At 45.2% G+C, this 23782-nt stretch carries 18 protein-coding genes; 14 read left to right on the top strand and 4 right to left on the bottom strand.

Annotation, left to right across the window (positions count from 1 at the left end; translation table 11 throughout):
- Positions 1-66: 66 nt before the first annotated feature.
- From NYP67_RS00470 to rplA, 5 genes are all read left to right on the top strand, one after another.
- Positions 67-1461: an NCS2 family permease gene (locus NYP67_RS00470; RefSeq protein ID WP_415694995.1), complete on the top strand. Its 1395-nt coding sequence runs from the start codon at positions 67-69 to the stop codon at positions 1459-1461.
- Between the two features lie 467 nt (positions 1462-1928).
- Complete coding sequence (gene rplJ, locus NYP67_RS00465; protein WP_004112001.1) at positions 1929-2450, top strand: 50S ribosomal protein L10; 522 nt, start codon at positions 1929-1931, stop codon at positions 2448-2450.
- A gap of 96 nt (positions 2451-2546) precedes the next feature.
- Positions 2547-2930, top strand: a complete 384-nt coding sequence (gene rplL, locus NYP67_RS00460) for a 50S ribosomal protein L7/L12 (RefSeq protein ID WP_004112006.1) — start codon at positions 2547-2549, stop codon at positions 2928-2930.
- 321 nt (positions 2931-3251) lie between these two features.
- On the top strand, positions 3252-3683 hold the full coding sequence (gene rplK, locus NYP67_RS00455) for a 50S ribosomal protein L11 (protein ID WP_004112010.1): 432 nt from the start codon (positions 3252-3254) through the stop codon (positions 3681-3683).
- Between the two features lie 15 nt (positions 3684-3698).
- Positions 3699-4394 (top strand): 50S ribosomal protein L1, encoded by a 696-nt coding sequence (gene rplA, locus NYP67_RS00450; protein WP_115794021.1) that lies wholly within the window; start codon positions 3699-3701, stop codon positions 4392-4394.
- A gap of 85 nt (positions 4395-4479) precedes the next feature.
- Here rplA and NYP67_RS00445 read toward each other — a convergent pair whose 3' ends face one another.
- Together NYP67_RS00445 and NYP67_RS00440 are read right to left on the bottom strand one after the other, a co-directional pair.
- Positions 4480-5577 carry a helix-turn-helix domain-containing protein gene (locus NYP67_RS00445; protein ID WP_248901387.1) on the bottom strand — a complete coding sequence of 366 codons (1098 nt, stop codon included), beginning with the start codon at positions 5575-5577 and terminating at the stop codon, positions 4480-4482.
- Positions 5578-5585: 8 nt separating this feature from the next.
- Entirely contained in the window at positions 5586-7646 is a 2061-nt protein-coding gene (locus NYP67_RS00440) for a DUF6020 family protein (RefSeq protein WP_473411051.1), read from the bottom strand.
- 408 nt (positions 7647-8054) lie between these two features.
- On the opposite strand from NYP67_RS00440, the gene NYP67_RS00435 reads away from it, so the two are divergent.
- The 6 genes from NYP67_RS00435 to NYP67_RS00410 all read left to right on the top strand — a co-directional run bounded on the left by NYP67_RS00435 (position 8055) and on the right by NYP67_RS00410 (position 19321).
- Positions 8055-10469, top strand: coding sequence for a hypothetical protein (locus NYP67_RS00435; RefSeq protein WP_415694997.1), 2415 nt, complete (start codon positions 8055-8057; stop codon positions 10467-10469).
- 271 nt (positions 10470-10740) lie between these two features.
- On the top strand, positions 10741-12480 hold the full coding sequence (locus tag NYP67_RS00430) for a SpaH/EbpB family LPXTG-anchored major pilin (protein WP_473411050.1): 1740 nt from the start codon (positions 10741-10743) through the stop codon (positions 12478-12480).
- A 339-nt stretch (positions 12481-12819) separates the two neighbouring features.
- Positions 12820-13704, top strand: coding sequence for a class C sortase (locus NYP67_RS00425; protein WP_102704769.1), 885 nt, complete (start codon positions 12820-12822; stop codon positions 13702-13704).
- A 62-nt stretch (positions 13705-13766) separates the two neighbouring features.
- A complete protein-coding gene (locus NYP67_RS00420) occupies positions 13767-15251 on the top strand; it encodes an FHA domain-containing protein (protein ID WP_427898072.1) in 1485 nt (494 codons plus the stop codon).
- Between the two features lie 18 nt (positions 15252-15269).
- Entirely contained in the window at positions 15270-19121 is a 3852-nt protein-coding gene (locus NYP67_RS00415) for a helicase (RefSeq protein WP_473411049.1), read from the top strand.
- Complete coding sequence (locus NYP67_RS00410) at positions 19118-19321, top strand: hypothetical protein (protein WP_004131677.1); 204 nt, start codon at positions 19118-19120, stop codon at positions 19319-19321. Before NYP67_RS00415 ends, NYP67_RS00410 begins: the two co-directional genes overlap by 4 nt.
- A gap of 39 nt (positions 19322-19360) precedes the next feature.
- On the opposite strand, the gene NYP67_RS00405 is transcribed toward NYP67_RS00410, so the two are convergent.
- Both NYP67_RS00405 and NYP67_RS00400 read right to left on the bottom strand, forming a co-directional pair.
- Complete coding sequence (locus tag NYP67_RS00405; RefSeq protein WP_004131678.1) at positions 19361-20089, bottom strand: hypothetical protein; 729 nt, start codon at positions 20087-20089, stop codon at positions 19361-19363.
- A gap of 358 nt (positions 20090-20447) precedes the next feature.
- Entirely contained in the window at positions 20448-20624 is a 177-nt protein-coding gene (locus NYP67_RS00400; protein WP_004131679.1) for an FmdB family zinc ribbon protein, read from the bottom strand.
- A gap of 182 nt (positions 20625-20806) precedes the next feature.
- Here NYP67_RS00400 and NYP67_RS00395 point away from each other — a divergent pair, with 182 nt between their 5' ends.
- From NYP67_RS00395 to hisC, 3 genes are all read left to right on the top strand, one after another.
- A complete protein-coding gene (locus tag NYP67_RS00395) occupies positions 20807-21886 on the top strand; it encodes a hypothetical protein (protein WP_421781728.1) in 1080 nt (359 codons plus the stop codon).
- Positions 21887-22042: 156 nt separating this feature from the next.
- Entirely contained in the window at positions 22043-22336 is a 294-nt protein-coding gene (gene groES, locus NYP67_RS00390; RefSeq protein ID WP_004131681.1) for a co-chaperone GroES, read from the top strand.
- Between the two features lie 201 nt (positions 22337-22537).
- Entirely contained in the window at positions 22538-23632 is a 1095-nt protein-coding gene (gene hisC, locus NYP67_RS00385; protein WP_020757821.1) for a histidinol-phosphate transaminase, read from the top strand.
- Positions 23633-23782 lie beyond the last annotated feature (150 nt).

The following is a 23782-nucleotide window of genomic DNA, read 5'->3' as shown; positions in this document are numbered from 1 at the left end:
TGCTCAAGTGCTCTCGCCACGCTTTTTATGGTCTTTTGCGCTGTAAAACCAAGGAACAGAGAGTTTATGGAAAAGTTCTTCCATCTCAAAGAAAACGGCACGAATGTATCAACGGAGATCACTGCAGGTCTCACTACATTCTTTGCAATGTCGTACATTATTGTTGTAAACCCAATGATTTTAAGCCAAACTGGCATGCCTAAGGGTGGCGTTTTCCTCGCTACAATCATCGCAGCAATTATTGGCACGCTCGTTATGGGCTTGTTTGCTAACGTGCCTTACGCTCAAGCTGCTGGCATGGGTCTTAACGCATTCTTCACATACACAGTGTGCTTTGGCTTGCATTTTACGTGGCAAGAAGCCATGTGTATGGTGTTCTTGTGCGGTTTAATTAACATTATTATTACCGTTACCAAGATTCGTAAGATGATTATTCGTGCCATCCCAACTTCGCTGCAACAAGCGATTGGTGGTGGCATTGGTTTATTCGTTGCATACGTTGGCATTATGAGCGTTGGCTTAATCACTTTTACTTCTAAAGATCCTGCCGCCGCTGCTAAGAGTAAGCCAACCGCTGCTATTCCAGGCCTTGCTGTTATTAACAATCCTATTTTGTGGCTATTCCTTATTGGACTTGTTTTGGCTATTGTTCTTACCGTTCTTAAGGTTCGCGCAAGCTTGCTTATTACGATTATTGCAACCTCTTTGATTGGTATTCCGCTTGGCTTAACTTCGTTAAATAATGCCGTTTCTGTTACGGATGCTTTTGCTCAGCTTCCAACCACCTTTGGTGCTATTTTTGGCCCGCAAGGTTTCCCTGCTCTCTTCTCTAATCCAGCACGCATTCCGCTTGTTTTGGTAACTATTTTTGCCTTCTCTATGTCGGATACTTTCGACACTCTTGGCACGTTTATTGGTACAGGCCGCAGAACTGGCATTTTCTCGGAGGCAGATGAGAAGGCTTTGGAAAACGGCTCTGGCTTTAGCTCCAAGATGGATCGCGCGCTGTTTGCTGATTCGATTGCAACTTCGGTTGGCGCAATTTGCGGTACTTCTAACACAACTACTTACGTTGAGTCTGCTGCTGGTATTGGTGCTGGTGGTCGCACTGGTTTGACTTCTGTAGTTGTTTCCGTGTGCTTTGCGCTTTCGATTGTTCTTGCGCCATTTGCTAGCGCTGTTCCTGCTGCTGCTACGGCTGGCGTGCTTGTAGTTGTAGGCTGCATGATGGCAAGCTCGCTAAAGGAGATTGCTTGGGATGATATTTCCGAAGCAATTCCTGCGTTCTTCGCTGCCGTGTTTATGGCGTTCTCTTACTCGATTTCTTACGGCATTGCCGCTGGATTCATCATGTACTGCTTAGTTATGACTTGCAAGAAGCGTGCTAAAGACGTTCATCCAATGCTTTGGATTGTTTCGCTTTTGTTCATTCTTGACTTTGTTGCTAACGCAGTTTTGTAAATCGAATAGTTAGATATTAGTTAAGTTAGATATTAGTTAGATATTAATTTAATTAATTATTTTAAGAGCGTATTTGATGCGTACGGCTGCTTGCGATTTTTCCCTTGCGATTTTTCCGCGTTAGTTTGGGATAAGTCGCCAGCAACCGCGCGTGTTGAGTGCGCTCTTAAATAATCCTAGATAAATAATCCTAAATAAAAATAAATTATAAAGTTTGCGAAAAAATATTGACATTGTCGCGCGTGGGTATTAAACTTGCCCAACGTAAACCACAGACCGTTGGTGGAGTCGCAAGATTCCTGAAAATGATGTGTCATGCCAGCACAGGTTGAGCAGTGATTGTTGCAGTTGATTTGCGATTTTTCACAAACTTTTTAACACTATGTGTTTTTTTGGATGCTCTGCCGTGCGCAGGGCTTTTTTGATATGTTATTTCCATTCCAGCGGCCAATTTAGGAAGGAACGCCATGAAGAGGCCCGAAAAGGAAGCGGTAGTTGCAGAGCTTACGGATTTGTTCCGTAACGCCGACGCTGTCTACCTTACCGAGTACCGCGGGCTTACAGTTCCGCAGATTTCTTCTCTGCGCGAAAAGCTAGGCCGCGATACTTCCTACTCTGTGGCTAAGAATACGCTTGCTCGCATTGCCGCTAAGGAAGCGGGCATTGAAGGTCTTGATGAGCTTCTTGCTGGCCCAACTGCAATCACCTTTGTAAAGGGCGATTTCATTGAGGCTGCTAAGACCTTGCGTGATTTTGCCAAAGAGAATAAGACCCTCGTCATTAAGGGCGGTTTCGCAGATGGAACCGTTTACGATGCCGAAGGCGCCAAGCAGCTGGCAGACCTCAAGTCTCGCCCAGAATTGCTTTCCGAGATGGCTGGCGCGCTCAAGGGCACCATGTCCAAGGCCGCCTACCTGTTCAACGCTTTGCCAACCAAGGCAGTGCGTACTATCGACGCTTTGCGCGAGAAGCAGGAAAAGGCCGCTTGATTCCCTTGCAGCTTGCTGCATGAGACCAAAAAATAATAAAAATGTTATGGCTCTAAGGCACAAGGTGTGTCTGGCCAAGTAAGAAAGGAAGCCATTATGGCTAAGCTCACTAGCGAAGAGCTTCTTGAAGCTTTCGGTGAAATGACCCTCGTCGAGCTTTCTGAGTTCGTCAAGGCCTTTGAAGAGAAGTTCGATGTTGAGGCTGCTGCTCCTGTAGCTGCTGTTGCTGCTGCTCCAGCCGCTGCCGCTGGCGCTGCTGAGGAAGAGAAGGACGAGTTTGACGTTGTCCTCGCTTCTGCAGGCGCTCAGAAGGTTGCCGTCATCAAGGCTGTTAAGGCTTTGACTGGCCTCGGCTTGAAGGAAGCTAAGGACATTGTTGACAATGCTCCAAAGCCAGTCCTCGAGAAGGCTAAGAAGGAAGATGCCGACAAGGCTAAGGCTGCTCTTGAAGAAGCCGGCGCAACTGTTGAACTTAAGTAGTTCTAGGCTCTTTTGTTAACTTTATTAACGCATGCGGCTGGTTGCTAGCGTGATTTGCTGGTTAGCGATTTGCTAGCGCATTAGTCGCGGATGCGTTTTGAATGCGGCAAGGTTTTTGTGATTATCACGAATTCCTTGCCGCTTTTGCTTTTGTTGCCAAAATCGTCGCGGCAAAGTGGCATAATAGGAAAGCTTGTGACTGGAGGAGTAATCCGCTAGCACAGCACAGCAATATAAGTTGCGGGAGGATCCTTAAAACGGCTTAATATCAACGTTTTAGGGCGCCGATTTAACCGCTTCAAAAGAAAGAAGAACCATATTATGGCTCCAAAAAAGAAAGTCTCTGCGCTTATTAAGCTCGAGATTCAGGCTGGTAAAGCAAATCCAGCCCCACCACTGGGTCCTGCATTAGGCTCCCACGGCGTAAACATCATGGACTTCTGCAAGGCCTATAACGACCAGACGAAGGACAAGATGGGTCAGATCGTTCCAGTAGAAATTACTGTTTACGAAGATCGTTCCTTTACATTTATTCTTAAGACTCCACCAGCTGCTGCTTTGTTGCTTAAGGCTGCTGGCATTCCTAAGGGCACCGAGAACCCATTGACCCACAAGGTTGGTTCTGTAACCAAGGCTCAGGTGCGCGAAATCGCCGAAATCAAGATGCCAGATCTTTCTGCACGAGATGTTGAAGCTGGTATGAAGATTATCGCGGGCACTGCTCGCTCGATGGGTATTACCGTTACCGACTGAAAGTGAGTGGAAAAAATGGTGAAGCGTTCTAAGAAGTATCGTGAAGCGGCTGAGAAGATTGACCGCAACAACCTTTATACCCCAGCTGAGGCTATTGCTTTGCTTAAGAGCATGCCAAAGTACGCTTTTGACGAGTCTGCTGAGGCTGTTATGCGCCTTAATGTGGATCCTCGCAAGGCAGATCAGTTGGTTCGTGGCGTTGTAAACTTGCCTAATGGCACTGGTAAAACCGCTAAGGTTTTGGTGTTTGCTCGTGGCCCAAAGGCTACTGAGGCTCAAGAAGCTGGCGCAGACATTGTTGGCGATGACGAGCTTATCGAGAAGGTTGCCGGTGGCTTCCTTGACTTCGATGCCGTTGTTGCAACCCCAGACATGATGGGCAAGGTTGGTCGCCTTGGTCGTGTGCTTGGTCCTCGTAGCTTGATGCCAAATCCTAAGACTGGCACCGTTACAATGGATGTTGCAAAGGCTGTTGCCGATATTAAGGGCGGTAAGATTGAGTTCCGCGTTGATCGTCAGGGCAATCTTTCCTTCCTGTTTGGCAAGCTTTCCTTCGACGATAAGGCTCTTGAAGAGAACTTCAAGGCTGTTGCCGATGAGATTCGCCGCTTGAAGCCTACAACCATCAAGGGTCGTTACATCACTAAGGTAACGATTACCTCTACAATGGCTCCTGGCGTTCCAGTGGATATTGCAAGCATTGCTGCGTGATTTTAGCCAAGCATAGCTGAGTAATTTTTTAGCGCTGAAAATAGTGTGTTCTTTTTTAGAGCACATTGTTTTCGGCGCTTTTGCTTTAGAGCGCAGAATCGCGAATGCGCCCAATCGTAATCGCAGTTTGCAAAACGTATGCTTCTCGTGGATCGGTGGCGTCCCATCCTGTTGTTTGCGCAACTTTGCGCAAGCGGTATCGTATTGTGTTTGGATGCACGTTAAGATTGTGCGAAGTTTGATCCAGCGCGCCGCCAAATCGCAAGAAAGCGTCTACTGTTTGCAAAGTCGGGTCATCTGGGTTGTACGGCGCCAAGCTTTGATACACCTTGGTGTACAAGGTTTCTACGGCAGTTTCGTCGCCTATAAGTGCGCGCTCTGGAAGAACGTCGTCGCAGCGGATTATTTGCGGTAAATGCGTTACAGATGGCGCAACGGCAAGCGCTGCTAGGGTTGCTGTGATTTCTTTGCATATTTTTTGCGCGCCGACTACAACTTCGCTTATGCAAACGGGTTTTCCCGACTTTGCAAACACTTCGCACATCTTGTTTAATGCTGTTGGATTTGGGTTTTCTCTTAGCGCAAGAATGATTATGTGCGAAGGCGCTGCATCTTTGCGCGAGACGCTTTCTTGCGATTTTCCGCCGATTTTCCACGTTTTTGCACGCGCGCTAATGGCGTCTAGCTGCACTCTGTCAACTATTGCATCGTATGCGCCGCATGCGCCAAGTTGCGTCCATATTGCGCGTCTTAAAGAGTCTGTGTTGTTCTGCGCCGCATGCGCGCCTGCGTTTTGCGGTGTTGGATTTGGGTTGTCGTCGTTTGAGTTCAATTCCGTTTTATACGTGCCTGCAATCGCCACGAATCGCGTATTTTCTTGCCATTGCAAGAGGTGCATTAGCGCGCTTACGCGACTATCTGCAATGCCGTTCATAAGGCACGTTCCGATTAGCGCGTGCAATCGCAAGCGCGTTGCCGCGTCAAAAATTTTGCCGTCTCGAATGTCAAAAATTCCGAGTGCATCTTCGCTTTTTGGAGCGCATGGCATTGGCGTAAAGTTTGGTGTGGAACTTGGTGTAAAGCCTTGTGCGCTAGATTCTTCGGCAGATTCGCATGCTTCACTGCGTTCGTCATCTGGCTTTACGCTTGTAAGAATTGTAAGAAAGTCAGCGTTTTCGTCCATTCACTCCCTCAATTCTTGTGCGAATCCTCGTGTGTCTTGTAGTGTGTATTGTTGTGCGAATCCTCGCGCGTACTATCATTCACCAAATCGCAATTTATTTTATCACTTTGACGGCATGTGTTATCGCACGTATTACGGCATGAGCTGCAAGCGCTATCCCTTATAAACATTAGAACCGTAAAGAAGAACACAAACGCAATCGGCAGCATGTGTCGCTCAAAATTGTTTGCAGGAGCTAGCACCATTACGCCCATCAAAAGCGCAAGAGGCGCGTGCAAAACCAGCGTTTTCCACCTGCGCAATGCTATTTCGGCAACGCCAATCAGCAGCGTTGCAACAACATACAAGTTTCCGTGAATAATCCACCCAAGAATCGGCGTATTACTCCACGATTCGGCGCTGCTCGATACAGTGCCACGCCACTCTGGCAGCCAGTAGCGAATCCACTCGGAATTCTTTATATTCTCGGTGTTTACGTAGTATTCTGGTCCAACATAAGGCACGTCTAGAATGTCGAAGTAGCCGTACGACTTTGCTAGCAGCGCATCCGTTGCAACAATCGGGCTGTGTGTAATCATAAGCAACCATGCGTGGTTAAACTTTTTCATGTCGTCTTTTGTAATATAACGCCAACGGTAGCTCACTTTTTTAGACTGCAAGCCAGAAGATTTTACAGGATCCGCGTCTTGAGGAGTGTACGCTTCTGCAGTTTGACTAAGATTAAAAATTGGCGATATTGCGCGCTTTGCTGCATGCGGTATGCTTTTTGGATCTAGCTTTGCGATTCTTGCGATTTGCTGAAGTTGCACTCCGCGGCTTTCGATTGGGTCGCCATTTATAATCGCGCCGCTAGAAATGGCAAGCATAATTGCGCCGTGTATAAGAATTGTTGGGAGCAGAATGCATAAAACCCATATTTTCCAACGTTTTCTGTTAGATATAATCAGCAACACAAATTGAATCGCAAGAATGTACCACGCGTATTTTGCGGCAATTAGCATAATGCACACGCTGATTATTAATTCGACGATTGTGTGTGCGGCTGGTTTTTGCTTGAATTCCAGGCGATTAAGCTCGTACATTATTCCAAACCACCACACAAATGCAAACGCGAACAGTGGCGATTTTGTAAGCGAAATCGTTGAAAACACTACAAGTGGGCTGAATAAAAATGTGATTATTACTGCTGCGCGCAAGGCGATTGGTGTTGATGCGATTGGTGTTGATGTGCATACAGCTTGCGATTCGCTTGTTTTACCCTTAGCCCACGGCGTGTTTAAGAATCGGTTTGCGGTTGCAGCGCAACAAAATGCCGCGAGCACAAATTGCATAACGGCAAGAAGCACGATTCCTGCATCGTTCGATTCGGTAAAATAGCGCGAGACTGCGGCTGTAGCTCCGTAGATAAGCGTTAAAACAATGTTGTGCTGGTCGCTTAAATACGTAGGTTTTGCAGGCCAAAGATAGTGTGCTGTTGGGTAAATGTCTGCTGGAACAAAGCTAAAGAATCCAATGTATGGCTGTTTTAAGCCAGTAACTTGATTCCACGCCCAGCTGTATTCGCGGATTTGCGAGCAAATGTCGGCTCCGTAGGCAGCGAGTAGTGTTACGGGCGCCCACAGCCAGCCGATAATCAGCGTTAGGAAAATGTTTCGTTTTCGGCAGGTTGAGCGGTAAAAACACCACTTTGCAGCGCGTTTTGCGTTAAAAAATGCGGTGCGTAGGGTTGTTGCGATTTTTGATTTCGATTGTTTTGGCTGTGATTTTTCTGGCGATAATTCTGCTTGTGATGATTTTTCTTGCGATGCTTTTGCGCGTATAAATCTTGCGATTTTTGGCATAACTTCGTTTTTGCCAAAATAAATAAGAACCCTCAAAATTGCGTAATATGCGCAAAATGTGATTACAAAAATCAGCGCATTTAGCCAATTAAAATCTGTTAAAGATCCTTGCGCGCGGTAGATTACGCCCAGACTTGTGCAGGTTGCAAGGAAGATACATGTAAAAACGATTAGCGAGTTTGCGGCGATTTTGCTTGCCGCGTTTGTGCTCGTGTTAATTCGTTTCATGTTTCACCTAATGCTTGTGTTTTGTTTGGTCTGTGTTTTGTTTGCACTCTAATTATACCCGCTATGCTTCGCTCCGTCCTGCCTTCGCGCAAACTCTGGAAAAGTTGACGGTGTTTGTACCAAATTTGGCTTAAATCGCGTACAAAGTCGGGAAAATAACTCCGCATTTTGTACCATATTTGACCTAATTCACGTACAAAATGCGGGAAAGCTGACGGGTTCTGTATTGAGTTTACGGTGTGTTGCGAGTGAATCGCACTTGATATTTTCATAGGGGGGGGGGTATATTATTAATGGCTTATGATAAGTGCCCATTTACTGGCCGTAGTTAGCAGATGATTATTTAATCTGTAAGTTTTGCATTTTGCTTTGCAAGCTTAGTAAATACGCGGAGAGGGAGGTGTGCCGATGCGTAATTTACATTGCGGTGGCCATTTCCTTCGATTATTGCGCTCAATTTGCGCTAAAACTGCGTGCGCTCGCCGTGCGATTGTTGCGCTTTTTGTTGTTGCTACTATTCTTGCTACTTTTATGATTGCTCCGACTTATGCTTTAAGCGCTGGCGAAGGTGCTGGTGAGAAAGTTAGCGCTGAGAAGGTTGTTGATGCGCAGTCTGGTTCTGCTAAGAGTGAGGGAGAGAATAAGCAGCAGCCTAATCAAAGTGAATCTAATAGTACTGAGATTAATCAAGGCAATAATACTGGCTCTTCTAGTAGTTTAAAGAAGAATGATGGTGAGCTAAAGTCTGTTGAAAAGCAGCAGCCTGATAGTAACAATGGTGTTGATAAGGCTAAGGCTGAAAAGTTTGCAGATGAGACTGATGCAAAGCAAAAAGCTGAAGGTGCAAAGAAGGAATTCGCCTCTAAGGAAACTGCTCACAGAATGAACAGAAGTGCGAAGGAAGAGCCTCAGTTTCCAAAAGAGTGCATGGATAAAGGGAAAAATACCTTATCTTCATGTTATAAGATTGACTACTATAATAGTCGGTCTATTGTTAAAAGTAGTAATCCTATTGGAGTAGAACGTGGTAGGTCTATAACTATTACTCCAGAATTCAAATTCAGGTTTGGTAAAAAACAAAAAACCACTGTGCCAGAAGGCGTGTGGTTTAAGTTAGAACAAGATGGTGAAGATCCTGTACCAAGTTGGGTGAATTTTGAAAAAACAGAAAATGGTAAAACTATCCCAGTTCAGAATACTGAAAATCAAAAAGGCTTTAACGGTTCTGTTACATTGCAACCAGGCAAATGGGATCGCGGTAGTCATAAATTCAAAATTGGCATATACTACCCTGCTGATATAAAAGGTAAAAAAATTTATGTAAATGTAAAAATTGCCAGATCTGTTAGTGGTGATTTAACACTTAATGTTTACAATCATGAGGATTCTGATTCAACGCGTTCAGAAATAAACGATAAAACTGGAATAACTTTTGAATCAGGCGAAGATGGCAAATATAGCGAAATTACACCTATCTTTATTGATTCTCAATCCAAAAAAGAGCCTGGTTTTATTTATCACCATATGATTTGCCATAAAGATGGTAGTGATGGTAGTGGTGATTCTAATGAAAATTACACGGTAGATAAAGTTAACGGCTTGAGCTTAAGCGCTAAAAATAGCAACTCAGGCATACAGACTCAGTTCAAGCATGTGGAAAATAATAAGCCTTCAACTGGTGCAGATGCTTACGCTGTGTATGAAAAAGGGGATGACAGTATTACTGAGCGTTCCCAAAGCTGGATTACTGGCAAGCCGCAGGCACAAAGTGATGGAACTTTTGAGTGCAAAGTGTTTGCTGTTAAGGATACTAAGTTAATTCACATCAGGAATCAATACGTACCTAAGGAAGTAAAAGATTCTTCGGTGTCAGACGAATTCAGCAGTAAAATTAAAGATAAAAAATCTATTGCGCAATTGTTTGCTAATCCAGAAAGCAATATGGTTGATAGTAGTTTGTGGACTAATAGCAACGATATTACAAAAACCATCGACTGGGATTATAAGACCATTAAGATTGTTTTTAAGTCGAAGAAAAAGAAGCAGCTTGAGGTTAAAGATGGAGATCTTAAGCTGAACGTGTATCCGTTTAAGAGCAATGATTATGGCTCTGGTGGTGCTTCTTCGGCGTTGGCGGATGGCGACACTGTTTCTGTTATGAAGGGAATAGAGCTTAAGCCGTTTATTGAAGCTACGTCTAAGGCGGATTCCACAAAACAAATTAAGCTTAAAATGTTGTGCTCGAAGGGTGAGAAGCCGCAAAAAACTAACGCAGGCGCTGCAGGCGGCGCAAGTAACGCATCCAAAACAGGCGCTGCAGATTTTGAGTATACAAAATGGGTAGATCCAAGCAGCCTTGGCTTTAATTTCCCAGATAGTGATAGTCAAACTAAGTGTACTTCAAACGAAGGCGAGCAGTCTTGCACTCCTGATGGAGCTACTACCAAGTTTGCGGCTAGGACTTACGCTAGCGCTACGTTTAAGTCAACGGAAGCTGGCGATTATAAATGCGTTGTGTATGCGCTTAAAAAACCAGATGCGCTTAATAAGTTCAATGACGAAGCAACTAAAACAGACGTAACGCCAGAGAAAATATCTACCTCTTTTAAGGGTGCGAATCTAACAGCCAACAAAGACTTTGCGCAGTTAGCTTTTAAAATTCACGTGCCAGAAAAGTTTATTCTGCCGCACACGGGTGGGCAGAATTGGAACTTGCAGCTGGGTGCTATAGCTGCAGTCATGGTGAGTGTGCTTGCCGCGGGATTTGTGGCAAGTCAAAGTGAAGCATGCAGAAAGCTGCTTTACGAAAGGCGGCGATGCTAATGTGAAAGCTGCCTACGTAATCAAGTTGTGCTCGCGTATTAGTGCAGTGCGCGTAGCAAAAATAAAAACATAATTAGATTAACTAAACCAAGATATTCCAGAAGATATTTCAGGTAGTCAAAAAACAAAACAAACACACAAACACAAACAAGTATCGAGTAAGTACGTAAACAAGTGCTAAATCGGTACTAAAACAAACACACAGTAACAAACACAAAAACAAAACAACTTAACTCAACTGCTCTTAGAAGCATCGAGTAAAGGAGATAATATGAATAAACTAACAAGAAAGTGCGTTGCGGCTGTTGCGTCGCTCGCGATGGCTGGCACGCTGTGCGTTGCTGGCGCCGTAACAATGGCAAGCGTTGCGTGGGGTGTGCCTAAGCCTGGACCTGTTCAAGCCCCTGCCGATAACTCTCCGTGGGGTAAGAAACAAGATAAAACAGGTACATTAACGATTAACAAGTTTAAGTACGCAGATGCTGTAGATAGCGAGGGTCACCACAAGGGCGAAGCTCTTAATGACGCAACATTTACGCTTAAAAAGGTTACCAAGATTGATGGCGTTGATCTTGATTACACTAAATTCGAAACCTGGTCCAAGATTGCTGGCATAGTCGGTGCGCTGAATCGTGGTGATGAGGCTAGCGCAAATCTTACGTTTGATAATTCAAATCCTACTTCTACAGTGAGTAACAACACTACAACGTTCGAGAATCTTCCAGAGGGCTTGTACAAGGTTGTTGAAACTCCTCCTGCGGGGTATGGTGCTGCGGATATGACCGAGTTCTACATAACAATGCCTTTGATTGAGCCTGCTAATAAGACTAACCCTTACAACTGGAATCCAACAATCAACCCAAAGAACAAGGATATTTCTAAGACATTTACCAAGAAACTAGACGACGGCAAAGATCACAACTCTGTTCTTGCAAAAGATAAGACGCTTTACTACACGATTAGCGCTTCTGTAAACCGTACCAAGTCTGGCACTTTGAGCGCAGATGATCTTAATGGATTTGCTGTGTTTGATGATTTTCCTACTGCTGCATTTGCGTCACCAACGGATGCCAGCAGCGCTGTTGAGTCTGTGAAGATTGGCGATGGTGATAGTGCTACTGAACTAACTAAGAATACTGACTACAACGTTTCTATCGTGAAAGCTAGCTCTGAAGCCGACGGCAAGAATCTTGAATCTGGTCGAAATCGCATCTTAGTTAAGTTCACCGACGCTGGTTTGAAGAAAATTGCTGAAAAGCTGAATGACGTTACCAACGGCCAAGACCCTAAGGTAAACGTTGCTATTAAGCTCGATCTTAGTGATACTTACCAGAACGGTAATGCTCCTACCGACACAACTTCAACAGAGACAAATGGCAAGAACGAAGTCGTAAATAAGTCTGGTTACTTCCAAGCAAGTCCTAAGGGCACGCCAAATCCAGACCCAATCGTGTCTGGATATGATGACGGCGGTACTTCTAAAGTCAAGTATGGCTGGTTCGACGTGTTCAAGTACGATGCTGCAGACGAAGGCAAGAAAGATAGGACTGGCCTTCCTGGTGCTGAGTTCAGACTTTTCAACACTGAAGAGAAAGCGAACGCTTGCGCTGAGAAACTTGTCGACGCAAGTAAGACTGCAGATAATATCGCCGAATGCAAAGCTGGTTCTTCTACGTTTAAGGGCGAAGAGGCTACAACTCAAGAAACTACTGGTAAATTGAAGGCGGCTGTTAAGGTTCAAGCTGGCACAAACATTTACCTTGTTGAGGTTAAAGCTCCAAATGACTACATGCGCTTGCCAGAAGTTAAGGCTGTGAATGTAGAAGAAGGCAAGCTCAAGATTGTTGACTTCTCTAACACAAAGAAGAACACATTTGGTACATGGTTCAACCTTCCTGCAACTGGTGCTACTGGCGTGATTATTTTCGCGCTTGCTGGCATGGGCTTGATTGCAGCAAGCGTGTTCCTCTACATGCGCAATCGCAAGGAAGAGGAGCAGGCAAAAGCCTGATGCGCTTTTGCAAAGTAGCTGCTTCAGTAATCTAGTAGTCTAAAAGTAAAGTGTGTGAGTCTAGGGTTTGTATGTAAGCCCTAGACTCGCGCATATTTGCGCTTTTGCTGCTTTTTGTTCAATATTCTGTTCATTTTTTGTAGTGCGTTTGTATTTGATTTCGGTGTTTTTTGGTACAAACGCACTACAAGGCAGGTCGTGCCGTTCGCGCGGTCTGAGCGCGCGAACGTCTTCGCCGCGCAGAAGCAATGCTTCTGCTCTAAGCGGCTCAGCGAATCGAAGTGCATTCGCGCGCTACGCTTTAAGCGCTCATGCAAGTCGATTCGCATTGGAGGAGGAATGAAGGCTAAGAAAAAGAAAAGCCCTTTGCATCGAGCGCTAGAGCCAGTTGTCTTGGCAGTCGCCGCAATCCTATGTTTTACGTACCCAGTGGCATCTACTCTTTGGAACAATCACGCTTCGAAGCAGCTCTCTGCAATTTACGACAAGCTTAGTCGCGAGCAGCCTAAAGACGCGCGTGCGATTAGCTTAGAAAAGGCTCGCAAGTATAACGCGCATCGCAGCGCGATTTTTACGGCGGATCCGTATAACGGAACGGAAGATTTTAAGAAAACACCCGAGTATAAAAAGTACAGTAGCGTGCTGGATGAACCAATGGGCATTATGGGAATCGTAAAAATCCCAAAGATTGGTGTAAAACTTCCTATTTATCACGGCAGTTCGCAGGATGTTTTAGCGTATGGCGCTGGTCATTTGTACGGCACGGATTTACCAGTGGGCGGCAAAAATAGGCATTCTGTTATTACTGCGCACACGGGTTTGCCGCATGCGACTATGTTTGACGACTTAATCTACCTTAAAAAAGGCGATTTTTTCTATTTGGATATTCAAGGCGAGACGCTGCGATACAAGGTGTTTCGCATTAGCGTTGTAGAACCTAACGACATCAGTTTGTTGCAGCGCGAGAAGGGTCGCGATTTGGTGACTTTGCTCACTTGCACGCCGTATGGTGTTAATACGCAAAGGCTGCTGGTAACGGGGTATCGCGTGTTGCCAGATCTTGTTAAGGCTCCAGATGACAAGCTGCAGTGGCCTCTTTGGATGACGCTGTTTGTTATTGCGCTTGTTGGGTGCGCGGTGATTCTTGCGACTATGGTTGTTGCGGATGTTAAAAGAAAGCGCGGCAGGTTTGATTTGCACGCTAAGCATTTGATTAGCATTTAGCGCAATATACACAAAGCATGACACAATAGTGTGTAGTGTGTTTTTTGAAGGGAGCAGGTTCCGTGAGTGTTCAACAAACCTTGCAGCGCTGGATGATTACGGTAGGTGGAGTGGAGCAGGCACGCGTTGGTGCGGGTCGGTCTGTAGAAATTGGCAGGAAGCCTATACGCCCTTTGCGTGAAGATGGTTTTATGCGCGTAGACGTTGTAGACAATAAGCGCTCTATGTCTAAAAGGCACGCGCTTTTTATTGTTGATGCAAGCGGCGCGGCTACGATTCGCGATTTAAACTCTACAAACGGAACTTACTTGGTTAGCGAAAGCGGCGATTTGCTGCGACTAGACCCAGGCGTTGATTTTCACATGCCAGACAGCATTGTTCGCATGCAATTTGGCGACGTTCCAGTTGATTTTGTGCGCATTGAAGAAAAGGCGCCGCAGGGAAGTGATGCGGGTGCGCAGCCAGTGCGCGATTTGTTCTCTTACGCGCCAGATAATGATATTAAGGAGCCAGATGCGGCGGATTTGTCGGTAGATGATATTCTTGACATTCGCGCTGGTGAGCCAACGGGCGTGTTTCATGCGCAGTCGGTTTCGCGGCCTGATTTGGTTTGGGATAGTCAAAAGCGGCTTAATGATGCTGCTGCTGCGGATGATCTTGGTAGTGCTTCGGCGGCGGATGCTGGTGCGGATGCGGATGATAATGCGGATAATAATTCTGCTGTAACTTCTGCTGAGCCTTCAAGTGTTGAGCCTTCAAGTGTTGCGGATGTTGCAAGCGTTCTAGATGTTGCAAGTGTTGCAGAAAGCGTTGCAGAGCAAATTAAGCCTGTTATTGCAGGTCAGGTTGTTTTGCCTGTTGTTCGAGATGAGTTTGAATCGCCTGTGGAACCGCGCAATTTATTTGACGATGCTGCTAATAATGATGCTGCTAGCGATTCGTCTAATAGTGATTTGTCGAATAGTGATTTGTCGAATAGTGATTTGTCGAATAGCAACTATGCAACAAATAGTCAGAATGTAGAATCTCAAGCGGATTCTAAAGAAGATTATAAAGAGGATTTGCAAGCAAGCGTTCAATCAGATATGCAAGATGTTGCTCAAGATCAAAGTGTTGCTCAAGGTGTTGCTCAAAATTATGCCCAAGAAGAAGTGCAATACAATGATTCTGCAGATGCTGTTAATAGCGTTAATGATGCAAACGATGTAAGTGATGCAAGCGCTGCCATAGCAAGCGATTCCGCGCAATTTACACCAGCTTTTGAGCCAGGATCCGTGTTTGAAAAAGTTTCAAATGGCGAATTTAGCGCTCGCAAAGAAGTGGTTTCTGCTGGAGGATTTACATCGGAAGAAGCGCAAAAAACAGACGATTTTGCCGAGCAATTTGAGATGGCAAAGTACCAAGAGTTACTGCCATTCTTGGCAATGAACACAAATTTGTACGACGATTTGTATGCGTGGCTTTCGGCGCAGGGGAACGCAGACGTGGATCAAGCGTTGGCGCAAAATAGCGGATACAGCGCGTATCGCAATGCAATCGGCTTGTAAACAAGGGAGTTGAGTAGTATGAGCGATAATCAAAATGACTTTATGCACAGCCAGCAAGGCCAGGCAAGTCAGTTAAGCCAGCAAAATCAGCAAAATCTTTCAGATAAGCCAGATAAGCCAGACCAGGCAGACCAGGCTGAGTCTAGCCAATCTGCGCAATCTTTGCGCGCCGAGAAACTCGAGCGCATGAACAAATGGCATGAAAAATACAAGTCGCAGCTTGCTCCATCTCCGCTAGAAGACATAACAAAACTTTGTGCGCAACTAGAGTTGACTCACGCGCATCCTTCGGGAATCGCCCAGCTTTTTGCCAGTGGAAAGGCCACTCTTCAAGCGCTTTTCCGCGATTCGGGAATGCTGCGCGCGGCAGGTAGAAGGCTAGACAGAGTTTTTGAAGACAGAGACAACAAGGCGCACGAAAATGGCGTTTCGGAGCTTTCGCTTGTTGTTGGAGTTGCGTCTTGGAGCGGAAATCATGTGCCAGTTTTAACATACCCAGTACGCGTTTTGCGAGAAGCTGGAAAAGACGAGACGGCTGCAACGATTTACTTTTCGGGAAACGTTCGCCTAAACCACGCTCTTGTTCTTAGGCTGCAAGAAAGAGGCGTGCACCTTAGCGAAGACGCGCTTTTTGATGGCTCAAACTACCAGAGCGGCACGCCAGAAACATCTGCAGTTTTTGACGCGATTTGTGCTGCTGCGCAAAGAGTCTTCCCAGATTTCGACATTGAGCGAGATATTGTGCTCGGTTGTTTTACGGACTCGGGATCTAGATTCTTAGCAGAAAGCGGCCAGATTTTGCGCGCGCTTAAGCTGGGGAACGTTGGAAATACAATGATTGACGCGATTGCGGGAGATGATATTGCCGTTGAATCGCTGGGCGCAAAAGCTACTTCCGACTATTCTCCACTAGATGCAGACCCACACTACGAATACGAAGTTGGTGACGTTAGTAACGATGTGCGATACGCTGCAGGAATGGCGGCAAATGGCGCTTCTTTGGCAATAGACGCAGATGCTGGATGTGATTCCGCTTTAATCGCAGCTGCGATCTCTTCGCGCTGCGTTCTTGCAGGAAAGTCCGTTTTGTACGTTCCAAACGTTATGGAGCAGCAGCGCCGATTCCGCCACGCTCTTAGCGCAAACGAGATTTCTTCTCTTTCGCTAGACGTTTCGGATTCGCATCTTGCAAAGCACGTTGATGCGCAGCTTATAGCGGCAGTTGGGTCTCGCCAAAGCGTTGCTTCTAGCCGCTTTGAGCAAGTTTGCGACGAGCTTGTTGGCGTTAAAACGCGATTAAACCGCTACTTGGGAGATTTGCACGGAGTAAACGAGCGATGGGGTGTCTCTGCTTATCAGACTATGCAAAATCTTGCAGGAATCGCCATGCTACCTACGCATCCTTGCACGCATGTTCGTCTTAGTGTAGATGCTGCGCGCTCGCTTTCTGGTCATTTAGACGAGTGGGCGCAAAAGCTGCATGAGGCAGATTCTCTTGGCGAATTTACTACTAATGCCGAAGATACGCCGTGGTTTGGTGCTTCGCTGTTTAGCGAGAACGAGGCTGTAACGGTGTATCAGCGCGTTGTAGATGTTCTTACAAAGCTTTTGCCAGCCGCGCGCGAGCACGTTAAGTCAACTGTGCAAAATTGCGGTTTCCCTATTCCTTCTACGGCGCGAGAATGGGGTAGGCAGGTTACGGTTCTAAAGAATCTTCGCCGCGTTTTAGACGTTTTCCAGCCAGATATTTTTGAGCGCGATCTTAACGCAATGATTGAAGCGAGCAAGCCTAAAGCTGTTCGCAAGCGCGAAGGCACGCCAATGGGCTTTTGGGAGCGCAGGCATCATATTAAAGAAGCGCGCAGCCTTTTGCGTGTTGGCGCAAAGGTAGACGATCTTCACGAAGCATTAAAGATTGTTGCCGCGCAAGCTGCGCAATGGCGTACTTTTGTGCCTCATGGCGGTTGGCCAGTATTGCCTCCTAAGCTAGACGAAATCGTTAGTACGCAGGAGCTTTTAGACCGTAATCTTGTAGCGCTTAACGCTGTGCTTTCTACAACGCGCCTTGGTGCAGACCTTGAAAACATTGAGTTTACTAAGCTTGACGAGCGCTTGCAAGCCTTGCACGATAGTCGCGAATCCTTAGATACGCTACCAGGTAGGTGTGTTATTGAGCGCGAATTGCGCGGCGTTGGTTTAGAAGATCTTGTTTGTGATTTGCGTAGGCGTAAAGTTACGGGCCAGGCTTTAGATGGCGAGCTTCATCTAGCTTGGTGGACTACCGTTTTTGAAGATATTGTTAATTCTTCCGAGATTATATCTAATCAAGACGGTTCCGCGTTGCAAGACGCTTCTGATCGTTTTGTTCAAGTAGACACAGAGCATGTGCGTTCTGTAGGACCAATGGTTCAGCAAGAAGCACTTAAAAAGCTTTGCGACTTGCTTTTTGCGCGTTCTCAAGAGGCAAATCAGCTTCACACTGCTCTTGCAAGCAATGGTTCGGGTGTAACTTTTGCTAAGTTGATGAACTCTTACCCAGATTTGCTGCTTGCTGCTAAGCCGATTCTGGTTGCAATGCCGTCTACTTTAACTATGATGACTGAGTTTAAGCCGATTGTAGACGTTGTAATCATTGATTCTGCAGAGCATATTAACAACATTGAGCTGCTTAGCATTCTTGCGCGCGCACGCCAAGCCGTTGTTATTGCGCACAAGCAAACTGTTAGCTCGCAAAGCGTAAGTGACCTTATTAGTGTTTTGCCTACTATTTGCGTTAAGTCGCGAGCAACCAGGCGATCCACGTATCTTGCTGATTTCCTTGAAAATCATGGCTACGGATTGCTTAGACACGATGTTCCTGTAGAAAAAATGCAAGGCAAGGTTAAGCTTCATCAAGTAGAAGCCGCTGGCGTTCCAGTTATGGCAACGGGTCTTATTGAAAGCAGCCAGCGCGAGATTGATGAAGTTGTGTCTTTGATTAAGCAGCGCGCTAAGACTTTTAGCATTGTTCCTTCTAGCTACGTGCTTGCAGTTGTGACTCTTACAAGCGTGTTTAGAAACAGGCTTGGTGCGGAGCTTAAGGCGTTGGCTGTTAAAGACGAAAATATGGGTAGATTCCTTAGGCATGTTCGACTTGTAAGCGTAAATGAGGCTGTTGGAGCAGCTGCAACGGATGTTATTCTTTCGCTTTGCTATGCAAAAACTTCTCATGGCAGACTTTTGCAACAATTTGGCGTTTTGGAAGAAGAAGGCGGAAAGTCCATGCTTCTTGACTCCTTGGCTTTGGCTCGCAGAAATCTGGACATTGTTTGCGCATTTAAGTCTAGCGATATGGAAGATGATCGTTTGCATCAAGACGGACCTAAGCTTCTTAAGGATTTGCTTATTTGGGCAGAGGCTTTGGGCGATAATCCAGTAGATGCAGTAGATGCAGCGGCTGCTGGCGATTCTAGCGATGCTGGAGATGCTGGAGACGAGGGTAGCGAGGTCGAGCCTACTAAATCGCAAGCTGCTGGCGATTTTTCCGCAAACGGCTTTAGCAACGTTTTGTTTGCTGATCTGGCAGAACGAATTCGCTCTCGCGGCCTTAATGTTGCAGTGAACTACGGTTTTAGTGAAGATCATAGCATTCCTCTTGTTGTTGGCTTGCCAAATAAGCCGTTTGCTTTGGCTGTTCTAACAGACGATGCGCGTTTTATGAGCATTGAGTCCACTCGTGAGCGCAATCGCGTACTAGCTCAAGATTTGGAGTATCTTGGCTGGTCGGTTATGAACGTTTGGAGCGTTGGAGCATTCGTTAATCCCGAAAAAGAAGTTGAGCGGATTGTTTCTAGAATTGGCGAGCTTTATAAAAGCGGCGAGCAGCAATGAGTGAATACAACGCTAATCGCAGGTGTTCTAGGGGTCATTCGCGCGTGGTTCGTAAAGGTTCGGAGCTTTTCGACGCGGATGGCGTAAAACAAGAGCCAGGTGATGCTCAAACGATTGAGCAGCGCGCAAAAGACGACGATAATCGTATTCTTGGCGAGCTTCCTCCGCATTGGGCGGTTTTTAGCGAACGCGGTAGATAAACTTTGCATAGTTGCTGGCATGCGTTTATTTATTGCTTGCTAGTTTTGTACAGCTATTACCGCAAGGTTTGGAATAATCGCTTGCGTGTTTATGATTTGCAACGCGTTTTCTGCTGGCATTGCTAGCAGTGCGCTTTGTGCAGAATTGTTTACGTTAACAACGATTACGTTGTGAACAAGCGAAACGTTTTTGTCTTGCAAAGTAATGTTATCGGAAAAACTGGCGTCGCTAGATGTTTCTATTTGTGTTGGATTTGTTGAATGGTTGGCTGTATTTAAGCTGTTTGGAACTTTGCTAAACGCTATAGAAATAACGTCTCCTGGCGCAAGGCTGGCGCTACTGCTTGCAAGATTAACCGAAATCGTTGTAAAGCCAGGCGGAATTTTTGTTTGCTTTGTAACTTGATTGCTAAAAATCGGCGTTCCGTATTTAATGTTGCACGCAGCAATAATAGCGTTTTTAGAGGAATTGTTTATAGAAGTTTGGTTAAGAACATTGTTAAAAACGCTGCTTTTAGGCACGTTAACGTAATGCAGGTCACTTTGTTTAATCACGCTGCCTTTTGCTATGTTTCTAATGGCTACTGGCACGCTTTGAGTAGCTTGAAACGTTGAAATAAGGTGTATTGAAAACAATGTTGCAACACTTATAAAAAATATTGAAAGCATGTTTAAGGTTTGCGCCCTTTTTCTGCGCTTTATAAGCTCTACTGGCATTTTGTTTTCTGCTTTGTAGCCAACTGTTTTTAGTAAAAATGATGTACTCATATAAGCATCATTTATCACGCGTAGCGCTTTTGCAAGCTTTTTTGTGCAATGTGGTTAAAGGCTAGCTTAGATGGGGATTTTACAAGGATTTTACGCACATATAAACATTTTTGATGAATCTTAATAGTCACTTATACACATATTCACATAAATGGCCATTTTTGATTGGTGTTAATCCACATATCAACATAAGTGATTACTAACATACGCACACATGCGTAGCAAAATAAACGCCACTTACGCACATAAGCACATAAGTGGCGTTATAAAGTTTCAATTTATTCACATGCACACATAAGTAGCGTCATATTTTTTCACTTATGCACATATGCACAAATTTTAATGGGTTATTTGCACGTTACTTATCGGTGCGATAAAATCCGCTACCTTTAAAGCTGATTGGTGGTGCGCTAAAAACCTTACGAACTTCTTGCTTTCCGCACTTTGGGCACACGGTAATTGGCTCATCTTCAAACGATTGATGTTGTGAAAAATCATATCCGCATTGCTTGCAACGGTAATGATAAGTAGGCAACGGTTCCTCCAATCTATAATTCCATCACATATCCTAGCTCATAATATCGCCTCGTTAAAGCTGTTAATCGCTAATCGTAAACGCTTTTTCGTTTGTAAAATTTTGCGAAACAATCGCAAAAAATCCGACACGCCGACTTATTTTTAGCCTTTACATCCTTAATGCACTTTATATTTGTACGTATGGGTTATGAATCGGTGAGCGCGTTAACAGTATTGATCATCATCGTAGCCTTAATGTTTGGTTGGTTGCCTAAACGCACTGAAAACAGCATGAAGTCAATGCTGGAACACAGCGAAGATAGGTATTCACCTTCGTTGCACATTGTGGATTATAGCAGTGATTCGCTTTTCCACGCGTGTAGCGGCACGATGGCGAAAGGGGTTGGCATGCAGCCGTCGAAGATGCAAGCGAATACAAAGCCTAATAATGGCAAGTCCAGTCGCAATAGCGTGAATGCTAATAAACATAAGTGCGCTAAGCAGTTTAATGGTGTTTTTACGCCTGAACATGTTGCTCGTATTCGCGCGCTTCGCCGTGCAGCAATCCGCCGTCGCCGTGCGTTGGTGCTTTCTCTAGCATTTTTAACTCTTGTTGTGTTTGTTGCGGGTCTTTCTGGACTCTATAGCGCATGGTTTGCAATTATTCCTCTTGCTGCTGTTTGCACTGTTCTCTACTTTGGTTCTATGGCTGCTAAGCAAGCGCGTAAGTGGGAAGCAAAAGTTGCTTTGTATAACAAGCGTTCTGCAGCTTTTAATGATTCTGTTGTGGAGCCAATTTTTGACGCTGCCGTAAACTCAGTTGTTGAGCATGTTGAGAATTCAGACAATTCCATCAATCCAGACAACACAGAGACTTCAGTTATGCAACAGCGAGATATAAGCATGGCTTTAGCAGGAGCAAATAGGCAAGAGGCGGCAAAAAGCGCGGTTGCTGGCGATTTTTCAGCTGCTAATGATGTGCGCTCGCAAGCCGATATCTCCAACTCAAATCAAGATCTTATATCTTTCTCGTTTGGCGATGATTCCAGCGATTGCAAAATAAACGCCAATGATCCGCAAAGCTTAGAAATAAAGTCTACAAAGCAAGTTACTAAAGCGATTGCAGCAGGCGATTCAAACGAATTGGCGGCGGCTTTCGATTCAAGCAATCCAAACTCCGCGAGCGATTCAACCGAAGTTACTGTAGAACCTCCAGTTAGCACGGAAGATTCGCTTGGTAAAGCCGATTTAAGGGATGTTTTGGCTCGCCGCGCTGCTTAAAGTTTGTAAAAATTTTCTAAAATTTTAGCACTCTAGTTGGTAGAGTGCTAAAAACGCGCTATTATAAGGTTCAGTGCTCGATAGTTTTGACGTGATCGTCAGCCTCGTCAACATTATTCGCGCAAAGGTTACATTTCTCTAGAAAGAGGTACCGAAGTGTCGATTAAGCTCACACCTTTGGAAGATAAGATTATTGTTAAGCAAGCTCAAGCAGAAACTCAAACTGCTTCTGGCTTGTACATTCCAGATAATGCTAAGGAAAAGCCACAGCAGGGAGAGGTTTTGGCTGTTGGCCCAGGCCGCAGAGACGATAAGGGCGAGCGCATTCCTATGGATGTTAAGCCTGGAGACAAGATTCTTTACTCCAAGTATGGTGGCACAGAAGTTCATTACGAAGGCGAAGATTACTTAATCGTTTCGTCTCGTGACGTTCTTGCAATCCTTGGCTGATTTTGGTTAATCACTTGTATTAGTCAAGTAGTATTAAAGCTATTTATATAAAGCTATTTAGCGCTGAAAATGGCGACTTATCGCTGTTTTCAGCGTTTTTGTTTAATTTGTATAGCTTGGTTTAATTTGTATAGTTTTGTTTAATTTACTTATTTTGTCTAATTTTTCTTAATTTGTTTAAGACGCGACTATTATAAAATCATGGATTACAAACATCGCAGTATTTTAGATACTTTGCCAAATTACAAGCAGGGTAAACCAGCGCCCGCATTAGACGGCATTCGCGCATATAAGATTTCTAGCAACGAAAACCCATTTGAGCCGTTAGAAAGTGTGAAAAGCGCCATTTCTAGCCGTGCGCTTGGTGTTATTAATCGTTATCCAAACATGCGCGGAACAGAAGTCGTAGAAGAGTTAGCTAAAAAGTTTAACGTTACTCCAGAAGAGGTTGTTCTTGGATGCGGCTCTACAGAGGTTATTACGCAACTTGTAAATCTTGTTGCAGGCCCTGGAGACGAAGTCATATACCCGTGGAGAAGCTTTGAAGCGTACCCGATTATTGTTACGGGTGCTGGCGCTACAAGCGTTAAAATCCCTAATCGTGCAGATGGGTCGCACGATGTGGACGCAATGATTGATGCGATTAATGAGCGCACTCGTCTTGTTATTTTGAACAATCCAAACAATCCAACGTCTGCATCGCTTTCAGACGAGGAAGCTAGACGAGTGCTGGATGCTGTTCCAAGCAACGTTTTAGTGCTTATTGACGAAGCTTACGTGCAATTTAACAACGCAAAGGGAACGGCAGATGGCATGCAACTTTACCGCGAATATCCAAACGTTGTTGTTGCTCAAACATTCTCTAAAGCCTACGGATTGGCTGGTTTGCGTATTGGATACGCTATTGCTGCAGCAGATGTTGTAGAAGGCATGCGAAAAGTAGCTGTTCCGTTTGGTGTAAGCCAAATTGCACAAGTTGCAGCTCTTGCGTCTTTGGAGAATGAAGCGCTTGTAGAAATGCGAAATCGCGTAGATGCGCTTGTTAAGGAGCGTGCGCGCGTTGTAAGCGGTTTGCGTGAGCAAGGGTGGAATGTTGCCGAGCCATACGCAAACTTCTTCTGGATGCCGTTTGGTGAAGATACAGAGCGAGCTAATCAACGTTTTGTTGATGCAGGTCTTTCTGTGCGCGCGTTTGCTGGAGAAGGTATTCGCATTACGATTGCGGAGACTGAGGCAAATAATCGCGTACTTAAAGTGTGTGAGTCTTTAAAGAAAGATGGTTTTTCGCTTAAATAATTGCTTAATAATCGCTTAAAGGCATATAAATAGCATATAAATAATCGCATTTTTTAGATGCATTTAGATGTGATTTTTGCTTTCGGCGTGTCTTGAACTTGCATTAGTCGCGCGTTCGTGGCAAAATAACAAAGTTGCCGTTTGGAGATG

The sequence above is a fragment of the Gardnerella sp. c23Ub_4 genome (genome assembly GCF_055804115.1).
Note: the sequence above shows the minus strand (reverse complement) of the source record. Positions and strands in the feature narration are given on the sequence as shown.